General features: G+C 36.9%; 20 protein-coding genes and 1 pseudogene. 14 read left to right on the forward strand and 7 right to left on the reverse strand.

Annotated features, from left to right (window positions below):
* Positions 1 to 127 precede the first annotated feature (127 nt).
* Complete coding sequence (locus tag C9J37_RS20225; protein ID WP_107896830.1) at positions 128 to 910, reverse strand: hydralysin-2; 783 nt, start codon at positions 908 to 910, stop codon at positions 128 to 130.
* 300 nt (positions 911 to 1210) lie between these two features.
* On the opposite strand from C9J37_RS20225, the gene C9J37_RS20230 reads away from it, so the two are divergent.
* On the forward strand, positions 1211 to 1897 hold the full coding sequence (locus tag C9J37_RS20230; protein WP_107896831.1) for a DUF1963 domain-containing protein: 687 nt from the start codon (positions 1211 to 1213) through the stop codon (positions 1895 to 1897).
* 426 nt (positions 1898 to 2323) lie between these two features.
* Here C9J37_RS20230 and C9J37_RS20235 read toward each other — a convergent pair whose 3' ends face one another.
* The gene (locus C9J37_RS20235) at positions 2324 to 2701 is read right to left on the reverse strand and encodes a VOC family protein (protein ID WP_107896832.1); all 378 of its coding nucleotides are present in this window, start codon (positions 2699 to 2701) and stop codon (positions 2324 to 2326) included.
* Between the two features lie 341 nt (positions 2702 to 3042).
* Between C9J37_RS20235 and C9J37_RS29090 the strand changes: the two genes are divergently transcribed.
* The 3 genes from C9J37_RS29090 to C9J37_RS29100 are packed head-to-tail and all read left to right on the forward strand — an operon-like array spanning position 3043 to position 3878.
* On the forward strand, positions 3043 to 3390 hold the full coding sequence (locus C9J37_RS29090; protein ID WP_235617184.1) for a hypothetical protein: 348 nt from the start codon (positions 3043 to 3045) through the stop codon (positions 3388 to 3390).
* Positions 3391 to 3437: 47 nt separating this feature from the next.
* On the forward strand, positions 3438 to 3635 hold the full coding sequence (locus tag C9J37_RS29095) for a hypothetical protein (RefSeq protein WP_235617185.1): 198 nt from the start codon (positions 3438 to 3440) through the stop codon (positions 3633 to 3635).
* A gap of 12 nt (positions 3636 to 3647) precedes the next feature.
* Positions 3648 to 3878, forward strand: a complete 231-nt coding sequence (locus tag C9J37_RS29100; RefSeq protein WP_268808042.1) for a GNAT family N-acetyltransferase — start codon at positions 3648 to 3650, stop codon at positions 3876 to 3878.
* Between the two features lie 118 nt (positions 3879 to 3996).
* On the opposite strand, the gene C9J37_RS20250 is transcribed toward C9J37_RS29100, so the two are convergent.
* Complete coding sequence (locus C9J37_RS20250) at positions 3997 to 4425, reverse strand: hypothetical protein (protein ID WP_069512758.1); 429 nt, start codon at positions 4423 to 4425, stop codon at positions 3997 to 3999.
* 93 nt (positions 4426 to 4518) lie between these two features.
* On the opposite strand from C9J37_RS20250, the gene C9J37_RS20255 reads away from it, so the two are divergent.
* From C9J37_RS20255 to C9J37_RS20275, 5 genes and pseudogenes are all read left to right on the forward strand, one after another.
* Positions 4519 to 6207 (forward strand): AAA family ATPase, encoded by a 1689-nt coding sequence (locus tag C9J37_RS20255; RefSeq protein ID WP_107896833.1) that lies wholly within the window; start codon positions 4519 to 4521, stop codon positions 6205 to 6207.
* A 264-nt stretch (positions 6208 to 6471) separates the two neighbouring features.
* Positions 6472 to 6678: pseudogene (locus tag C9J37_RS20260) on the forward strand (DUF3995 domain-containing protein); the annotation flags it as partial.
* Between the two features lie 57 nt (positions 6679 to 6735).
* The gene (locus C9J37_RS20265) at positions 6736 to 7347 is read left to right on the forward strand and encodes a histidine phosphatase family protein (protein WP_024361896.1); all 612 of its coding nucleotides are present in this window, start codon (positions 6736 to 6738) and stop codon (positions 7345 to 7347) included.
* A gap of 121 nt (positions 7348 to 7468) precedes the next feature.
* Positions 7469 to 8305: a D-alanyl-D-alanine carboxypeptidase family protein gene (locus C9J37_RS20270; RefSeq protein ID WP_107896835.1), complete on the forward strand. Its 837-nt coding sequence runs from the start codon at positions 7469 to 7471 to the stop codon at positions 8303 to 8305.
* Between the two features lie 390 nt (positions 8306 to 8695).
* Complete coding sequence (locus tag C9J37_RS20275; protein ID WP_107896836.1) at positions 8696 to 9955, forward strand: polysaccharide deacetylase family protein; 1260 nt, start codon at positions 8696 to 8698, stop codon at positions 9953 to 9955.
* Positions 9956 to 10033: 78 nt separating this feature from the next.
* Here C9J37_RS20275 and gltS read toward each other — a convergent pair whose 3' ends face one another.
* Both gltS and hutG read right to left on the reverse strand, forming a co-directional pair.
* Positions 10034 to 11218: a sodium/glutamate symporter gene (gltS, locus tag C9J37_RS20280; protein WP_024361893.1), complete on the reverse strand. Its 1185-nt coding sequence runs from the start codon at positions 11216 to 11218 to the stop codon at positions 10034 to 10036.
* Entirely contained in the window at positions 11215 to 12180 is a 966-nt protein-coding gene (hutG, locus tag C9J37_RS20285; protein ID WP_107896837.1) for a formimidoylglutamase, read from the reverse strand. Before hutG ends, gltS begins: the two co-directional genes overlap by 4 nt.
* 127 nt (positions 12181 to 12307) lie before the next feature.
* On the opposite strand from hutG, the gene C9J37_RS20290 reads away from it, so the two are divergent.
* The 4 genes from C9J37_RS20290 to C9J37_RS20305 all read left to right on the forward strand — a co-directional run bounded on the left by C9J37_RS20290 (position 12308) and on the right by C9J37_RS20305 (position 16492).
* Positions 12308 to 13198: a LysR family transcriptional regulator gene (locus tag C9J37_RS20290; protein WP_107896838.1), complete on the forward strand. Its 891-nt coding sequence runs from the start codon at positions 12308 to 12310 to the stop codon at positions 13196 to 13198.
* A 227-nt stretch (positions 13199 to 13425) separates the two neighbouring features.
* The gene (locus C9J37_RS20295) at positions 13426 to 14661 is read left to right on the forward strand and encodes an acyl-CoA dehydrogenase family protein (protein ID WP_107896839.1); all 1236 of its coding nucleotides are present in this window, start codon (positions 13426 to 13428) and stop codon (positions 14659 to 14661) included.
* Entirely contained in the window at positions 14658 to 15434 is a 777-nt protein-coding gene (locus C9J37_RS20300; RefSeq protein WP_107896840.1) for an SDR family oxidoreductase, read from the forward strand. Before C9J37_RS20295 ends, C9J37_RS20300 begins: the two co-directional genes overlap by 4 nt.
* An 11-nt stretch (positions 15435 to 15445) precedes the next feature.
* A complete protein-coding gene (locus C9J37_RS20305; protein ID WP_107896841.1) occupies positions 15446 to 16492 on the forward strand; it encodes a phosphotransferase family protein in 1047 nt (348 codons plus the stop codon).
* A gap of 373 nt (positions 16493 to 16865) precedes the next feature.
* On the opposite strand, the gene C9J37_RS28455 is transcribed toward C9J37_RS20305, so the two are convergent.
* Entirely contained in the window at positions 16866 to 17039 is a 174-nt protein-coding gene (locus C9J37_RS28455) for a hypothetical protein (protein ID WP_167397381.1), read from the reverse strand.
* Between the two features lie 42 nt (positions 17040 to 17081).
* The gene (locus C9J37_RS20310) at positions 17082 to 17801 is read right to left on the reverse strand and encodes a hypothetical protein (protein WP_107896842.1); all 720 of its coding nucleotides are present in this window, start codon (positions 17799 to 17801) and stop codon (positions 17082 to 17084) included.
* A 317-nt stretch (positions 17802 to 18118) separates the two neighbouring features.
* Here C9J37_RS20310 and C9J37_RS20320 point away from each other — a divergent pair, with 317 nt between their 5' ends.
* Positions 18119 to 18562 carry a hypothetical protein gene (locus tag C9J37_RS20320; RefSeq protein WP_107896844.1) on the forward strand — a complete coding sequence of 148 codons (444 nt, stop codon included), beginning with the start codon at positions 18119 to 18121 and terminating at the stop codon, positions 18560 to 18562.
* The last annotated feature ends 3 nt before the right edge of the window (positions 18563 to 18565 follow it).

Genomic DNA, 18565 nt, shown 5'->3' on the forward strand with positions numbered 1-18565 from the left:
TGCTTAAAAATACAAAAAAATAATAGCATAACAAGGCGATTATCGTAAACTAAGAGGCTAAGGTGATAGTGGCTACTAATGGAAAATCGGTGGGTTGAAGGATCCCACCGATAAAGTTTCCAGCTATTTAGTTCAATGCCATGAATTCGTTTAATTCTTCAACTGTTAATGGTTCTGTTTGACCAATCTCCGTATGCACATCAAAGACAGCCGAGTTTCGAATTGTTCCAGTTATTTCGCCGGATGTATTTTTTAGGACACTTGCTGCATTAAGGAACCAAAAGTAATGATCTTGTACTTTCTTTGGGAAATTTGCGCCAAACATGCCGTTGACAAAAATAGGTGCACGGAAATGCAGCGTCTCTTTTTTTAATGTACCAACAATTACAATTTTCTTCTTACTTCTTGGGGGTACTGTCACCTCAATTTTTGCAGTGGCTGTTTTAGATTCTGTTTCACTCTTTGATTCTCCTGTAGTCGTACTAAAAGAGAACTCCATGCCCGATTCAAAAATTCCTTCAATCGTAAATTTGGAGGAAAAATTTAACCCAGTTGTACTTTCAGAAGACCATGTTTGTTGACTTTGCCAGCTACCTTGAACTTCTAAAGTCATCGTAGCTGCTTCATCTCCATGATTTACTGCGATATTGCTCCCAACAATGACTGACTTAGGTGGTGCCCCATTTCCTTTTGTATAAGAAAAATCACCAAGTGTTTTGAAACATGGGTGACCATATTGTTCAGTGATTGCAGGCTTAACCCCCTTAAAATACGTTTCACTATTGACTGCGATTCCATCAGGGTTGACTTTGAATTTTTCCTTGAATGCTTCTCTCACTTTGTCATAACTTGAATTCACTGCTGGTAAATCTGCAAACGAAAATTTTTCTCGAATTAGTTGAGTTGTCATGTATCTTCCTCCTAGTATATACGTACTTTGTGCGAGTTACCTCGATGATAAATTGAGTGCTTCCGACCAAGAAACCTCCTTTACTATTTTATTTATTGATACTTAGTATTTAATAAGTACCTCTTTATCACTGTAAAACAATAAATGGAAATACAATACTGATAAATGTTAATATTTAGGTTATTAACATTTAGATTAAATTTTTTCATGTCTCTACAGAAGCGGGATAGTTAGACAACGATTTTGAATTTTTAGGATATTTAATATAATAGATAACAAACATACTAGGAGGAGAAATTATTGAATATTGCACAAATTAAACATGCACTATTTAAAAAAGCTACTATCTTTCAAACAGGAGGATACCGACCAACAGAGGAATTAGGTGAAAGTTGGATTGGCAAAGTTTTATGGGAAAAAGAAGGAGAAACTATTCCTTCTAATTTCGACCCTATTTGTACAATGTTTTTATATAATTTACCTTATGTACCAAAGGAATTAACAAGCTATCAATTATTAACCCTATATATGGACTTCGATGTATTTAATAATCTAGATAGAGATGATTTAGTTTCATTTTTTAAGATAAATTGTTATACGGAACTGGATGAATTACAAAAGGTAAATAAACAATCTAAGAAAATAAAGCCTTTTCCTTTAACCCCTGTATTCATTAATAATGATGCCCCTGCTTGGGAAGATTCTGATAGTATTGCCCCAGCAATTGAAAATGAAATTTTACGGCTTGAATTTGAGGAGGACATTGAATATTACGATGAGATTGTTGAAAAAATATATGCCACGCATAAAATTGGAGGATATCCTTCTTTTACTCAAAGTGGCGTTTCTTTCGGGGAAGAATACCCATTTATATTTCAAATAAGTTCTGATGAAAAGGCTCGCTTCAATATTATAGATAGTGGTAGTTTTTATTTTTTCTACAATCCAGAAAAAGGGGATTGGATTGTGTACTGTGATTTTTATTAATGTTCGAGTGTGGTGTGTCAAGAGTCCCTAAGATTGAAAAGATGAGGGACATCCTTCGATATTAGAATTTTGCTAAATAAGCCAGTTGACCATTTAACAGGAGGTTGTGAGTTATTATCCCCAATGGAGAATTCATCTACCTGGGAGCTTACAGTGGTGAATGGGTGAGGACGAAGACTATAACTATGCTTTTATAGTAAAACAAAGTGTAACTATAGAAAAAGAGAACAACTTGTCCTTTGTTAAAAAATGAGCTAGGACAATCATGTCCAAGCTCATTTTTCCTGTGCTGTTTAAAGTCATTGTTAGTTGAAGATTTAATCAATATTTGAAAAAAAGGATTTGCCCTTAAAACTATATCAGCATAGCAATTATCTTCCGGTGTACTCTGTGTATCATAAATACCTCGTTGTTTGTCTCCTCAAATTAATAATTAGCAATTTCGATTAAATTGTTGTCAGGATCACGAATATAGACTGAAGTAATGGGGCCAAGAGCTCCTGTTCTATTAATTGGTCCTTCTTCTATTCGAATAGCAAATTGATGTAAATGTTTTATGACAGCGGGTAAAGGTACATCCGTAATGAAACATAAATCAGCACTGCCTGATGTAGGTCTAATGGCTTTAGGTTCGAATTCTTTACCTACTTCATGTAAATTTATTTTTTGTTGGCCAAAGCGAAGTGCCTTTCTTCCTTCTCCGAATGTCACGATTTCCATTCCTAATATTTGTTGATAAAAAGTGCATGTTTCTTCAATGTTTTTTACAGTTAAAACTAAATGATCTAGCTGTGTAATTTTCATTTGCAAGCTCCTTTTTTGTCTATTTCGCTTATATTGTAACTGAATAGAAGGGAGACTAAAACTAGTCTTTTTAAAACAACGGGGGCTATTAGCTGAACATGTGCCCAATGAATAATGTAAAAGAGATAATTCCTGCAAAAATAAGGGTTAATGTGATTAGTATAAAGCTTAATAGTAATGACAGTATATTTTTGACATCTTTCAAGACGATCAGCGCTAGAAAAAAACAAGTGATTGTCATAAGTAATACAGCGCTTAAAGGGTGAAAATGAAAATAGGTGATAAAAAAATTTAAATATGTGGCAGATGAACTGATGATAAAAAATAAAAGGAGTGTGCAAATGAATAGCACTGTGGATGCTAGATTTGAATTTACTTCCATACAGTACCTCCTATCTATAGAATCAAACGATTTTTTGGCAAGCTTTGTTCCATACAATGCCAAAATACAAAGGGAATCGGTTATACTTTTTACAATAATAAGTAGCAATGGTGGTGACAACATGGGGATCGCAGAAGTGTTAACGGTTATTTTTATTGTGCTCAAGCTAACAGAGGTTATAACATGGTCGTGGTGGTTGGTGCTGTTGCCAGCGATGATTTCTTTTAGTATCTACGTGCTTATTTTAATAGTAAAATTGGGCGTCATTATGGTCACGGTCGTGGCAATGAAGAAACGTAAAGAATGATAGGTGTTACCGCAATTGTCACTATTTTTTAAGTAGGGGTGAAAAAGATGAATGACAATGTAGAAGTTTTATTAGAAAATCATGAAGCATTTGTTACATTTCTAAATACAAAGTTAAGAGAGTTTAATGATGAACATTCATCTTATCATAAAGAAATACGAAAGAAGGGTGCAGTGCAGCCTTTAAATATTATTGTTTCCAATGAGCATGAATGGATTGGCGGGTTAACGGCAGAGGTTTATTAGGATTGGTTAGAAATCAATAAGTTTTGGTTTAGCAAGGAGTATCGAAAACAGGGCTTGGGTGGAAAATTGCTTTTACAAGCAGAAGCCACTGCAATCAAAATGGGCGCCAAAAAGGCATTGTTAACTACCTATGATTTTCAAGCGCGAACGTTTTATGAAGCAAGAGGCTATCTAGTTGTTGGGGAAATAAAAGATTATCCTCCTGGAAGTAGCTATTTCACGATGGTTAAACAGTTAGTTTAATAACGTCATGAAAAAGATAAGGTACAGTGTAAGACGCAATATTTTGGATGGCGCAGTTTGCGTCTTACTACATATGCTGTTCCTGTTACTAGGTTTTCTTGCTAATTTTTATGTCATATTAAAATAATTTTTCAATATACGTCGTGTCCAATTTATCTAATAGCTTATAGTCTTTCATATAATTTTCTTCATATAAATATACAAAAAGATGGGTTGAATCATCAATCCGTATGCCGATTTCACGATTATCATTAATCTGGAATGTTAACCAGTATGCCTCTTTTACGTCAGACTTGGCAAAAAGCACTTTGCGAATCGCTTTATCTTCGAACAAATGCATCATTTCATCGATTTTCGCTGTATCTGTTATTGTAATTGTTTTTTCATCAGATGCTCGGATAATTTCAATTTCCTTAATCTGTTCAATATCGAGTTGTTCGATTACTTCCTTATTAAAAGTAGAATCTCGAGTAAGTAATGTTGTCGCCACATATAGGATGATAAGGGGTAATAGAATCGTGAAAAGTATTTTATATCTTTTTTTCATGTTGTTCTCCTTAAATTCTAAAAATTCGCACATATGTATTCTGTTCCACGCTATAATTGAGCATATACTGAAATGATAAAGGATGGCAATAAAATGAACGATAATCATCAAGAAAAAGAGCTTTTTTACCCAGATGGGACATTAATGTACCGTGGTGGCGTTAAGAAAAATGATTTTGGTCATGATATATACGATGGCAAGGGGACGATTTTTGATCAAGAAGGTGAACGATTATTCGAAGGTGAATTTGTTAACCATATGAAGCAAGGTAACGGCATCATGTATTTAAAGGGACAAATGATTTATCAAGGCGAATTTATTCAAAATAAAAAACAAGGCAATGGTATTTTATATAAAGATGGAAAGATTTATTACGAGGGCCATTTTCGTAATGATTTAATGGATGGCTATGGTATTTTGTATTTTGAAGAGACTGTTATTGCACCTTTTAAAGAAATACGGGCGCAATATCCGCATTTAAATCGACCACACTATGAAGGTGATTTTGCACATGGCATGAAAAAAGGGAAAGGTACACAATATTACCCAAGTGGTTTTTTACAATATGAAGGCGATTTTATGTGGAACCATATGCAAGGGGCAGGGAAGCTATACTATGCCCCCGAAACACCAAGCCTAATGGAAATTAAATCAGCTTCAACATCCCTTTACTATGAAGGTTATTTTTTTGAAGATATGAAGCATGGTAAAGGAAAAGTGTATTCAAGACAGGGTGTGCTAGAAGCGGAAGGTCAATTTAAAGAGGATGCGATGACAGGGAAAGGCATTCTTTATTATGCCAATGGACAGGCATCTTATATTGGTGACCTTGTAAATGGGGAAAAGCATGGTCGCGGGGATTATTATAATGAGGCTGGTAAAATTATCTATAGCGGGGAGTTTATCCACGGAGAACGTTTACGTATTACGCCTGAAGTAGAGAGAGAGATTAACAAGCTACAGGGACAATTAGATGGCCTTGTCGGGCTGCCGAATGCCAAGAAGGAATTACATAATTTAATCAACTTCATTAAAATTCAAAGTTTACGTGTCGATCATGGCTTAACGAGTTTTCCAATTACGTATCATCTAGTCTTCTCCGGTAACCCTGGAACAGGCAAAACGACTGTTGCGCGCATTATTGGGCAAATATACAAACATCTTGGTGTATTGTCTAGTGGGCATTTTGTTGAAACCGATCGAGCGGGATTAGTAGCAGGTTATGTTGGTCAAACCGCCTTAAAGGTACAGGAAGTAGTGAAAAAAGCGACCGGTGGTGTGTTATTTATCGACGAGGCTTATTCATTAATTCATGATAAACAAGATGCATTTGGTAAAGAGGCCATTGATAGCTTATTAAAGGCGATGGAGGATTTACGGGATGATTTAGTCATTATTGTAGCTGGTTATACCGAGCTGATGGAGGCGTTTTTACAAGCCAATCCAGGTTTTAAATCGCGTTTTAATCATTTTGTGCAGTTTGATAATTTTACTACGGATGAGCTGTATGAAATTTTTGCGATGCTCTGTAAAAATAACGATTATCGTTATGGTGATACCTTTACCCACCATATGAAAGCACAATTAACTCAAATTCCTGTTGAATCCATCCCGAACTTTTCAAATGGACGTTATATCCGAAATGTCTTTGAAAAGCTGGTAACAATCCAGTCGAATCGTTTAATCCAACAGCCTACTATTACAAGAAATGAACTGATGGAATTTACGGCTTCAGATATTGAACAAGCGATTGCGGAAAATCTTTTTGATAGTACGTTTTAATAGCTAGGAAGTTGACGACCTATAAGCATTCATCATATTAACTATGAACGATTCATATAGTGAATAGATGATTTTTATATAGTAGGGAGAATTTGATGAAAAAAATAGTGCCGTTACTATTGTTACTTGGGTGTGTTTTACCAACATTTTTACACATTACAAACACCTTTAATAACAACATCAATGTCAACAAAGGTAGTAAAAAAGAAGATTAGCCATGCATATTGAAAGAATAAAATGCCCCTTCAATTAATAAAAGGGATTTACTTACGGAATGTGCAAGAATTTAACTTTTTTACACTTGGTTGTACGGTTTGTGCAGTTATATTCTTGATACGAGCAATAGGCGACTTTAAATATGTAGGGTTTTTTAAAAAAATAAAACATTCACAGTTTGCAAGAAATGATACATGGTTGTATAGCCCACTCTGTCTCTTCATTTCTTTAGTGTATTTATTTGTACTTTTTTAACTTTGATTGTACAATCTGACTAGCAATTGGCAATAGAGAGATAGAGGAGGAACGGGATTGAGGCAAATTATTTATTTACTTCGTCATGGAGAAACGGTTTTTAATACGCAAGGACGATACCAAGGCGAGTTGGATTCACCCTTAACCGATGTTGGCATCGAACAAGTTCAACAAAACGCAGTTATGTTAAAAAGCTTACTAGGCAATCCTCAAGATTGGAAAATTATTTCAAGTTCTTTAGGAAGAGCATTGCAGAGCGCAGAAATTATTTGCGAAACGATAGGCTATGATTTTAATGATGTAGTAAAGGATCATCGACTAGCCGAAGTGGCTGTTGGAGATTGGGCTGGGCTTACAATAAAAGAAATTGAAAAGTCTTGGCCAAGTCTTTTAGAAAACACAGACCATTATAATTGGTATTTCAATGCACCGAATGGAGAAAGTTACGACTCGGTTGTTGCTAGATTGACTGATTGGCTCGATAGTGTAAAAGATGAACAAAACGTGATTGTCATATCCCATGGTCTAACTGGGCGGATTTTACGGGGCATTTATGCTGGATTAGCCAAGGACCATGCACTAAAGTTAGATGTATCACAGGATGTATTTTTTAAATTATCCGATAAGAAAATCCAAAACATTTCTCTAGCGTTCGATGATTTTTATTGATATATAGTAGCTTTTATTACGTAATGCGAAATATTCCGCAATCCTTAAGAATTTCTTCATAAATATCCTACAGGAATATTCATAATTGCCTCCTATTATAATGTGTGGGAGGCGTTTTTTTATGAAAAAGTTTGTATTAATTTGTTGTATTGGTGTCATCGCATTTTTTTTCTATACGAATAAGTCCAAAGAACAAGTAGTGGATATTGAGCTATCTTCGTTACATAGTAAAAATGCTTTATTGGTAAACGATAGCGGAGAGGTGTTATATGAAAAAAATGCGGATGCTATTATCTATCCAGCATCATTAACCAAAATTATGACAGCCATTGTAGCGATTGAGGCGAGTAAAGATCTTCAAATGCAAACGATGGTTACACCACAAACAATTGCAACATATACTGCGCAAAATGCTTCGATGGCGGGCTTTCAGGCAGGTGATTTTGTAACGATTGAGGATTTACTATACGGTACTTTACTTGCATCAGGTGCAGATGCAACAGCCACGCTAGCAACGGCCATTGCAGGGAGTGAGAAAGCGTTTGTGGAACTGATGAACGATAAAGCACTTGAACTAGGGTTAAATGATACTCATTACGAAAATGTTAGTGGGCTTCATGATCCAGCACATATATCGAGTGTTCGTGATATTAGCAAGCTCTTTCAATATGCGATTGAAAATCCTACTTTTTATAAGATTATGACGACAAAAAGCTACACAACGCAAGTGCCAAATGAGTTAACGATTGCTAGCACTTTATTTTCAAAAATGGATGGGGTCGAAGGTGCCATTCTTGGTGGCAAAACTGGCTATACACCTGAAGCAGGGCTTTGCTTAGCTTCTTTAATTGAAAAAAATGGCGAAGTGTATATTTTTGTTACGACAAATGCGGAAGGGCATGTTTGGACGCCACCTTTACATGTTGAAGATGCAATGGCTGCATATCAAGCACTATAGTAAGATATGGCATATCAAGCTGAACGGCTTATGCACCAGAGGTAGAGCAAACCACTTGGAAGCTGTTGATTGGCACATATGTTGGGGATGCTGTGAAGGTTAGCAAACTAGCGATTAACGTATGCATGGAAATACAGTGAAATTTAGATTCTGAATGGATAAGATTACATTATCTCAAATAAAGTTTTTGCAAAAGTATAAGAAGGAATTCAACAGTATGCCACCGATGTGGATTATCAAAAATCATTCTTACAGAACTTTTCAATTAGCAAATCTAGTCGATTCTTACTATTTTCTGGTATAATAACATTATCAGATTTCAATCCTATGTTTTTAATATATTTTACACAGGAGACGACATCAGTGATTGTATAAAGGCGGTGTAGAATAATGAAAAAATTATTACCTTTTGCGTTATTATGGGCATTTTTATGTAGTATGGCTATTGGGAATCATGTTTCCGCTCAAGCTAGTATGCCTGCTATCCAACAAGTTCTAAAGGATGCGACGGTGTATGAAGAGGCTTCCACAGAAAGCAAAGTGAATGGCCATATTAAACAAGGCAATTTTGTGCAAGCCTCAGCTTTCAATGAGGAATGGATACATATCCAAATGGCACAGTTAGAGGGGTATGTGGAAGCCTCAACATTAGCAGAGCTAACGCCGGAAAAAGCTGTAGTGGCGAAAAAAGGCGGCCTAAACTTAATGTCCTATCCAAGTCCAAGTGCACAAAAAGTTGGACAGCTATATGAAAATAGTATGTTAATAGTGTATGGCATAGCACCTGGTGGTTGGTCATATGTGCAATATGGACATGAATTTGGCTATGTCGCGACAAATGCGCTGAAAAAACCAACTGCGATAAAAAAGCAGGTAAATGCACTTAAAGGGGCTATTATGCATTTAACTGCGAGCCCAAGCGGTGAAGTGCTAGGCACGCTAGCCAATAAAACGATTGTGCAGCAATATACAATAGTAGCAGGCTGGGCGTATGTAGAAGCTGACGATCAAAAAGGGTACATAAAGGCTTCAGAGCTAACGGACTTAACTGTAAATAATAAAGTTTACAATCAAGGAGTACCAGTAGCAAAAGGAGCGAAAAAGCGGGTAGCTTTAACATTCGATGATGGTCCGAATGCGAAAGTTACGCCCCAAATATTAGCCATTTTAAAGAAATACAATGTAAAGGCAACATTTTTTATGGTAGGGAAAAATGCCTCTAGTAATGCAAAAATTGTAGAGCAAGTGTATAAGGATGGTCACGAAATTGGCAATCATACATGGAATCATCCAAAGCTAACTAATTTAGCGAAAACAAGCGTTAAAGAAGAAGTGGATCGGACAAGCAACGCCATTTACGCAGCTATTGGTCAATATCCAACTGTTTTTCGCCCACCATATGGAGCGACAAATGACCAAGTGCGCTCTGTTATCACAATGCCTTCTATTTTATGGTCGATTGATACACTTGATTGGAAGCATCGCAATGCCGATAAAATATTAACGTATGTCAAAGCGTCTGTCAAAGATGGCAGTATTATTTTAATGCATGATATCCATCAAACGACAGCCAACGGGTTAGAAAATGTTATTCTTTATTTACAGAAACAAGGTTATGAATGTGTAACGGTAAGTGACATATTACAATAATGCATTCTATGAAGTTCTTTCTATAATGGAAGAAGCCGTGCAACGGTCTTATAAAGACTATGCACGGCTTTTTTCATGTTATTTAAATAAGTTAATGGTTGTAATAATAATAGGAATACCAAAGACATCAATTAAAAATGCACCTACAATTGGCACAACGAGGAATGCCTTTGTAGAAGGGCCGAAGCGTTGAACAACTGCTGACATATTCGCCATTGCATTCGGTGTTGCACCTAAGCCATGTCCTGCAAAGCCCGCAACCATAACCGCTGCATCGTAGTTTTTGCCGAGTAATTTAAATAATACAAAAATACAGAATAGAACAATGAATAGTACTTGTACAAAAACAATGACAAATAGAGGTAAAGCTAAATCGGCAATTTCCCATAGTTTAATGCTCATTAACGCCATTGATAGGAAAACACCTAAGGTTACGTCACCGATTAAAGAAATACTTTTCATGTTAATGGCGTTTGGTTTCACTTTATCTAAAATATTACGGACCAATACAGCGACAAACATGGCACCTACGTAACCTGGTAATACGAAACCTGTAGCTTCGGAGAATAAAGTGCCAACATACGTTCCGACAGCCATACAAAATGTGATGATTACCACTTGTGTAAAGAATGAATCCGATGTAATTTGTTCATGTTTGTTTTCATATTCAATAGCTTCTGCTTCTTGTTCATCTGGTGTTAAATTGTATTTTCCGACTAAATATTTGACAATCGGTCCACCAATTAGACCTCCCGCCACTAAGCCACATGTTGCAGCCGCCGCACCGATTGTCATAGCTGATGAAATTCCTAAATCTTCTAATGTTTGACCGAAAGCAGCAGCAGCACCGTGACCACCTTCCATAGAAACTGCACCTGCCATCATACCGATTAATGGATGAATGCCCATTAGTGAAGCAAGGGATACACCGATAACGTTTTGCATTAGCGCAAGGAACCCACATGCTAGCCAATAAATGACTAATAGCTTACCGCCTAGCTTTACCAGTTTAAAGCTAGCACCTAAACCTATTGTCGTGAAAAAAGTAATCATAAATAAGCTTTGTAATGATGTATCAAGAGATATTTCTAATAGGCCAGTTGTTTTTAATATTGTGGCTAGTGCTGCAAAAAGTAAGCCACCAACAACTGGTGCTGGAATACAGAAACGCTTTAAAAAGTTTATTTTATTAATAAGGAAGCTCCCGAATGCAAATAACGCGACTGCGAGAAATATTGTTGTAATTTGATTAATTTCGATCATGAACCGTTCCTCCTAAGTAAGTTGTTGAGTGCATCATAGACAAAATAAGCACCCAATTTGACTGTTTGACCATTTTCATCTAGTAACGGATTCACTTCACATATATCAAAAGAATGGGTATGTGGATGGGATGCTACTTTTTGAATTACAGCTCGAACCGTTTTGGGATCTAGACCAAAAGGAGAGGGTGCACTAACACCAGGTGCGTAGGCTGTGTTGACAACGTCCATACATAAAGTTAGTAAAATATAATCATGATTATCCATAAATTGCTGTAGATCGTTCATAATGTGCGCGTTGTTGTCTGCTGTCATTTGTTCTTCTAACACATATTTCACTTGCAGCTCATGTGCCTTATCAAACAGCTCTTTTGTATTTCCATAACGCTGAATGCCTAGCACAAAATAGTCTGTATGTGGATCTTGTTCTAAAATTTGACGGAACATTGTACCAGATGAAGTTTGTTCATCATATGGTCGTAAATCAAAATGTGCATCGATGTTAATAATTCCGATACGAGCATCTTTTTGTAATGCTGCACGAACACCTAAGTAATGCCCATATAATGTTTCATGACCGCCACCAAGGATAATACATTGCATGTTTTTAGCGCGTAGACCTTGAACAATTTCACCGAGCTCTTGTTGTGCATCCTCTAACGCATGATTGAGGCAAAGAATGTTACCGACATCGATAATTTCCTGTTGCTCATCAAATGTCCACGGTAAGCTTGCCAGTGCACCACGAAGTGCATTGGGTCCATTTGCTGCACCAACTCGCCCTTGATTGCGGCGTACCCCTTCATCACATATAAACCCGACAATCCCAGCATTTTTTTGTTGTGAAGCGCTTACATCGTTAATAGCTAATCGTTTTACTTTTTGATGTAATCGGAAACTACTTGGATTAGTAGTTGAATCGATGCGACCTTTCCATTGTTTTTGATCTGTCATTGTATACATCTCTTTATCAACTCCATTAACATTATTCTTGTAGTGTTAATTTATTATATATTCACATAATTATATTTACTAATATATAATTATTATTAATCTATAGTTTTAAACTATAAATGGGGGGTAGGTTGTTTTGGATTTAAAACAATTACAATATTTTATCGCTGTTATTGAGCATATGAATTACTCGAAAGCAGCTGAAAAATTGCATATTTCTCAGCCTTCTTTAAGTAATGCTATTAAAAAATTAGAACAAGAAGTTGGTTCTTCTTTACTTGAAAGAAATACAAGAAATTTGCAATTAACCGAAGCAGGTCAGCTTTTATATGAACGAGCAAAAGTTATATTAAAAAATATGGAAGTGCTAAAAATTGAAATGGACGAGGTCATTGTACATGGTACAAGTGATTTGACCATCGGTGTAATGGAGTCCATTAAGCATTGGTTACCGAAAGCGATTGTCGAATATAAAAAGCGCTATCCACAGATGAAGTTTCATTTAGTCGATATTTTAGGTAGCAAGCGTGTCAAGAAATCACTGAAAGGCTATAAAACGCATGTGATTATTACCAATCAATTGATGGACGATGAAGAGCTAGAAGTGAAGTGTTTGTATGAGGAACGACTTGTCGCTGTATTACCTTTACATCATCCGTTAGCGACGAAAGATTTACTGACCATTGCAGATTTAAGCAATGAGCCTTTCATTATTAGTACAGATGGATTTCAAACAAGGCAGGATATTTTGCATGCATTTGAACAAGCGGGTCAAGCAATCAATGTTCAATTTGAAATCGAACGTTTTGAAACGGCTGTATCCCTTGTTCGCGAAAATTTAGGTATTACCATTCTGCCTGAAAACTATTTACAGGGGCCAACAGCGAAGACGATTGTTCAAAAAGAAATTGATTGCCCTAATTTACAAAGGAATGTTTATTTAGTGTATTTAAAAAATCGACATCTGCCCTTTGCAATCCGACAATTCATTGATGGTGTTATACATTATTTTGATAGTAAAAGATAATGTTGACGATATTTTAATATAGTTATTATTTTTTATGGCTGTAAAAAGAAGGTGAAATGGAGATGCTTTTTTTAGCTGTTTTTGCATATGAATTTTCTCTTTTATTCAAATTTTTATGGAATAGATGATTGATTTACATGCCGTATAGCGGTAACATTTAATGTAAGAATAAGAATGAATAATCATTCATTTTTCATTCGTGTTGTCAATCAAAGGGGGGCTTTCATATGAATTTTTCTTATAGTGAAAAAGTAGTAGAACTGCAAGAAAAACTGACGAAATTTATGGAGCAGTATATTTATCCAAATGAGGCACTGTATGCGGCACAGGTGGAAGCAATGGCGGATCGTTGGGGAGCGATTCCTCCGATTATGGAAGAATTGAAGCGTAAAGCACAGGAAGCGGGGCTATGGAATTTATTTTTACCTGATAGCGAGTATGGCGCAGGTTTATCGAATATAGAATATGCTCCTTTATGTGAAATTATGGGGCGATCATTAATAGCGCCGGAAGTCTTTAACTGCAATGCGCCGGATACGGGGAACATGGAGGTACTTGTACGCTATGGGTCGGATAAGCAAAAAAAAGAGTGGTTAGAGCCGCTATTGCGTGGAGAAATCCGCTCTTGCTTTGCGATGACGGAGCCTGCAGTGGCCTCCAGTGATGCGACCAATATTGAGGCTAGCATTGAACGAGATGGTGATCAGTATATTTTAAACGGTCATAAGTGGTGGACAACCGGGGCTGGCGATCCACGCTGTAAAGTCGCGATTTTTATGGGAAAACATAAGGATTCTACGGCTTCGGTCCATGAGCAACAATCAATGATTCTAGTTCCAATGGATACACCAGGTGTCAAAATAGAGCGCATGTTAACGGCCTTTGGCTATGACCATGCACCTGAAGGTCATGGAGAGGTTACGTTTACAAATGTACGAGTTCCTGTGGACAATATTTTATGGGGTGAAGGGAAAGGTTTTGCGATTGCTCAAGGTCGTTTAGGCCCAGGCCGCATTCATCATTGCATGCGTCTTATCGGAGCAGCTGAACGCGCTTTAGAGGAAATGTGTAGCCGCTTACTAGAGCGTCAAGCCTTCCATCGACCGCTAGCAGACCAAGGCGTGATGCGTGAACGAATAGCAGAATCACGTATTGATATTGAACAGGCAAGGCTGCTGACGTTAAAAGCCGCTTACATGATGGATACAGTAGGGAATAAAGAGGCGAAGGCTGAAATTGCGATGATTAAAGTAGTCGCACCGAATATGGCATTGCGTGTTATCGACCGTGCCATTCAAGCATTTGGCGCTGCTGGCGTTGGACCTGATACGACGCTCGCTGCGCAATGGGCCAATTCACGTACATTGCGTTTAGCAGATGGACCAGACGAGGTACATCGTAATACTGTAGCGAAATTGGAACTGAAAAAACATGCCCCAAAGCAAAAGGAGCTGGTAAAATGACTGTTCTCGACCTATTTAGCTTGCAGGGGAAAACCGCTATTGTTACAGGTGGTGGTCGTGGACTTGGTGCACAAATTGCGCAAGGCTTTGCAGAGGCTGGTGCCAACGTTGTGCTGTGCTCACGCAAAGTGGAGGCTTGTGAGGAAATAGCTTCACAACTCGCACAATTGGGTGTCCAGACACTTGCGCTTGCCTGTGATGTGACGAAACCAGAGGAAATTGCCCATGTTGTGTCACGGACATTAGAAACCTTTGGTAAGATTGATATTTTAGTAAACAATAGTGGTGCATCATGGGGGGCACCGGCTGTCGATATGCCATACGAGGCATGGCAAAAGGTGTTTGATGTGAACGTCAACGGTACATTTTTAATGACGCAGGCTGTTGGTAAAGTGATGCTTGCACAAAAAGCGGGGAAAATTATTAATATTGCTTCTATTGCAGGGCTTGGTGGTACACTCCCTGATTTTATGGATACAATTGGTTATAACGCTAGTAAAGGTGCAGTTATTACGTTAACAAAAGATTTAGCGGTGAAATGGGGACCATCAGGCGTAAACATTAATGCCATTGCCCCTGGATTTTTCCCAACGAAAATGTCCAATGTTTTAATAGAACGAGGACAAGATTATTTAATGGGGGCTACACCTTTAAAGCGTCTAGGTGCTGAAAATGATTTGAAGGGCGTTGCATTATTTTTAGCAGCTGCAGCTTCGGATTATGTTACAGGCGAGGTGATTGTGGTAGATGGTGGAATGAGTGCAATTATTTAAGGGGGGTTCCTATGGATACGATACAAGTAAGGGCAAGTGAACGAATCGATACAGAGCAATTACATGCTTTTTTAAAGCGACATTTCCCAGACTTACCAGAGGGGAAACTAGAAATTTCTCAATTTAGTGTGGGTCATTCTAATTTAACTTACTGTTTAAAAATAGCGGATTTTGAAATTGTACTTCGCAGGCCACCTCTTGGGCCAGTGGCAAAAAAAGCGCATGATATGAAGCGTGAATTTACCATTTTATCGGCGCTTCATCCGTTTTTAGCTGTTGTACCAAAACCATATGTATATGTCGATGATGCCAGCATTATCGGCAGTGACTTTTTCTTAATGGAACGAAAAAAAGGTGTCGTGTTGGACACACGTTTCCCATCAGGGACAGAATCGACAGTAGCACTCGCACGTCAATTGTCTGAAAAAATGGTGGAATCACTTGTAGCGCTCCATGCCATTCCATATAAGGAAACGGCTTTAAAGGATATGGTCAAGCCTGAAGGGTTTATGGAACGCCAAGTGGTTAGTTGGGTTGACCGTTATGAGAAAGCAAAAACAGCTGAGCTGTCAGAGGTAGCAGCGCTAACGGCTTGGTTAAAGGCTAATATACCGACAAATAATGAAGCGACAATTATTCACTATGACTATAAGTTCAACAATGCGATGTTTTCACAAGATTACTCAGAAATGATTGGGCTTTTTGATTGGGAAATGACAACAGTAGGTGATCCGTTAGCAGATCTCGGTGTTGCGATGAGTTATTGGATGCATCCAGATGATCCAAAAATGTTGTTGTATGCACTAGGGGAGCCACCAATTACGGTTCATCCTGGATTTTATTCAAGAGAGGAATTTATTGCGCACTATGCGGAGAAAAGTGGTCGTGATGTCTCAACAATCGGCTATTATATAACGTTTGCTTATTTTAAATTAGCGGTCATTTGCCAACAAATTTATTATCGTTATGTCAACGGACAAACGAAAGACGATCGTTTCGCACAAATGGATACGATGGTAGCTGCACTTATGCAGCAAGCAGCTAAAAGTATTAAATAGAAGTAGGTTAATAGAGGTAGTTTGATTGTAGATGCTCCTAATCTTGGGGAGCATCTACAATCTTTTTTTGTTGGTGTCTAATTTAATTGATAGATAACAACTACAGATTATCCGACACTATATTTTATAGTTTTAAATTATCCACTCGCACCAACTTTATTATGCAATACAAAATATTCACGATAAAGAATTAAAAGAGGGGGAATGTTTGTTCTGTTTTGGAGTTTATCATACACTACAGGGGAAAATCAAGGCCAATTAATATGAAAAAACCATAACGATTTATTATTGTAATCCTTTTCCGCCTCCACAGTACGACAAAAAAGAGCAGACGATTTTGTCTACTCTTCTTCAAGTCATTTGATTATTTTCATCATTTATTAAAGAATCTAGTGCACGCATACAAACCTGTAACACCTGTAATTTCTGCTGCTAAACTACGTAATGCTGATCCACCCACACGTAATTTTTCTTCCCAAGATGTAGCACCCGCAATTAATTTTGCACTTTCTTTAAAACCACCGAGAGCTTTAATATAATTTTTCACTCTAATAATTTTAGCTGCTACAAATAAATTTGAACTGACAAATCAAGCTAAAGCTGTACCACATGCTCCTATCGCAACCCAATCTGGATCTGCCAATACAGGAAATGCAGTATTTTCATTAAAATTCACGGTTTGAATTAAAGTGTTATCAACCACTTCATAATAAGTGGGTACATCTACACCATTAACATCAACTGCCCAAGCTTTCCCAAAAACACTTTGAATAATGTTATTTTCATCTACAATAAAGACTTCTTCTGTATCTAACTCATTTCCAGGGACGTCTCCAAAGTAGTCAGCAGATGAAATAAGCCTATGTCCTTCTGGCATATCCAACTCAAATTTATATTCTTTTGGAGCACTTGAATTTTTAATATTTACAATACTTCTAACGCCAAACTCCGTCGGTTGCAAAATCAAGTCTACTGGACCGTCATTCTTATACTCATAGCTGCCTGATTCTGTAATTGTAGGTTTACTTAACTTCATATTATTCGGTACACCAATTTTTAAATCTTCTCCGGTCCCCTTACTTTTCAGAAGAATTCCATCATCAAACTCACTTGGTAGATTAATAATATTAAAATCATTTTCCGCAACACCATTTTCGTTTGCTTTAATTAAATCATTAGTACCAGTAATTTCTTCTGTCTTAATAGACGCTGAAGGAACTAGTGAATGTGCATATGTAGCACTACTTAAAGTTGCACTCAATAAAAGAAAAGCGGCAAATAAACTAGTTATTTTTAGTGTTAATTTCATATCATGCCCCTCCTAAGTGTGTTATAATTCATATACTAGATTAAATTAACTGAAATATCAAATAATTTAAAGCTAGAAAGGGTGCCTCGTATGTCTTGCAAATATAATAAATATGTAAGTTTTATTACTGCAATAACTCTCCTTTTACTAATTTTATTCTTTACTAATAAAGTCAGCAAAGAGGTGTTTTTACTCTTATATGTGCCTTTAAGTATAGCAATGCTAATCTTTGGAATTTTGGTGCTTAAAAACACTTTGAAAGATAAAGAAGATATAGATTTACATACATCAGAAATTAAAAGACGAAGCTTTCGCAAATGTCGATAAGCTTTTTTGATACTATTGTTAGTTTAAAATGTCTGAATGAAATAATAGTAGGTGATAATGTGCAAGATGAGAAAATATTAATTGAAACATTTATCAAACATGCCTTAATAGCAGAACAAACACAGATGACTGGAGATTATAAAAGAGGAAATAAATCAAATAAGGCGTTGCTAGCTATTTTGGATCAATTAAAGCAATCATCTGAACTTGCAACAGCCGTGTTAGATGAGTTGTTTTTACATGAAAATTCTTTTGTCTTATATGTTTGCAGTATCTATGCAATTATAGTGGACTATCGCAGAGCTGATGCTGTAAAAATGCTTGAAAAGATTGCAGGAATCGAACAGAATAATATGACCGGTTTTCATGCCGGCATAGTTCTTGAACAATATGAATCCGGTGAACTTTTTAAACTGTATGGCGTATGTAAATAAGCT

This window comes from Lysinibacillus mangiferihumi (genome assembly GCF_003049665.1).
GTDB lineage: Bacteria > Bacillota > Bacilli > Bacillales_A > Planococcaceae > Lysinibacillus > Lysinibacillus mangiferihumi.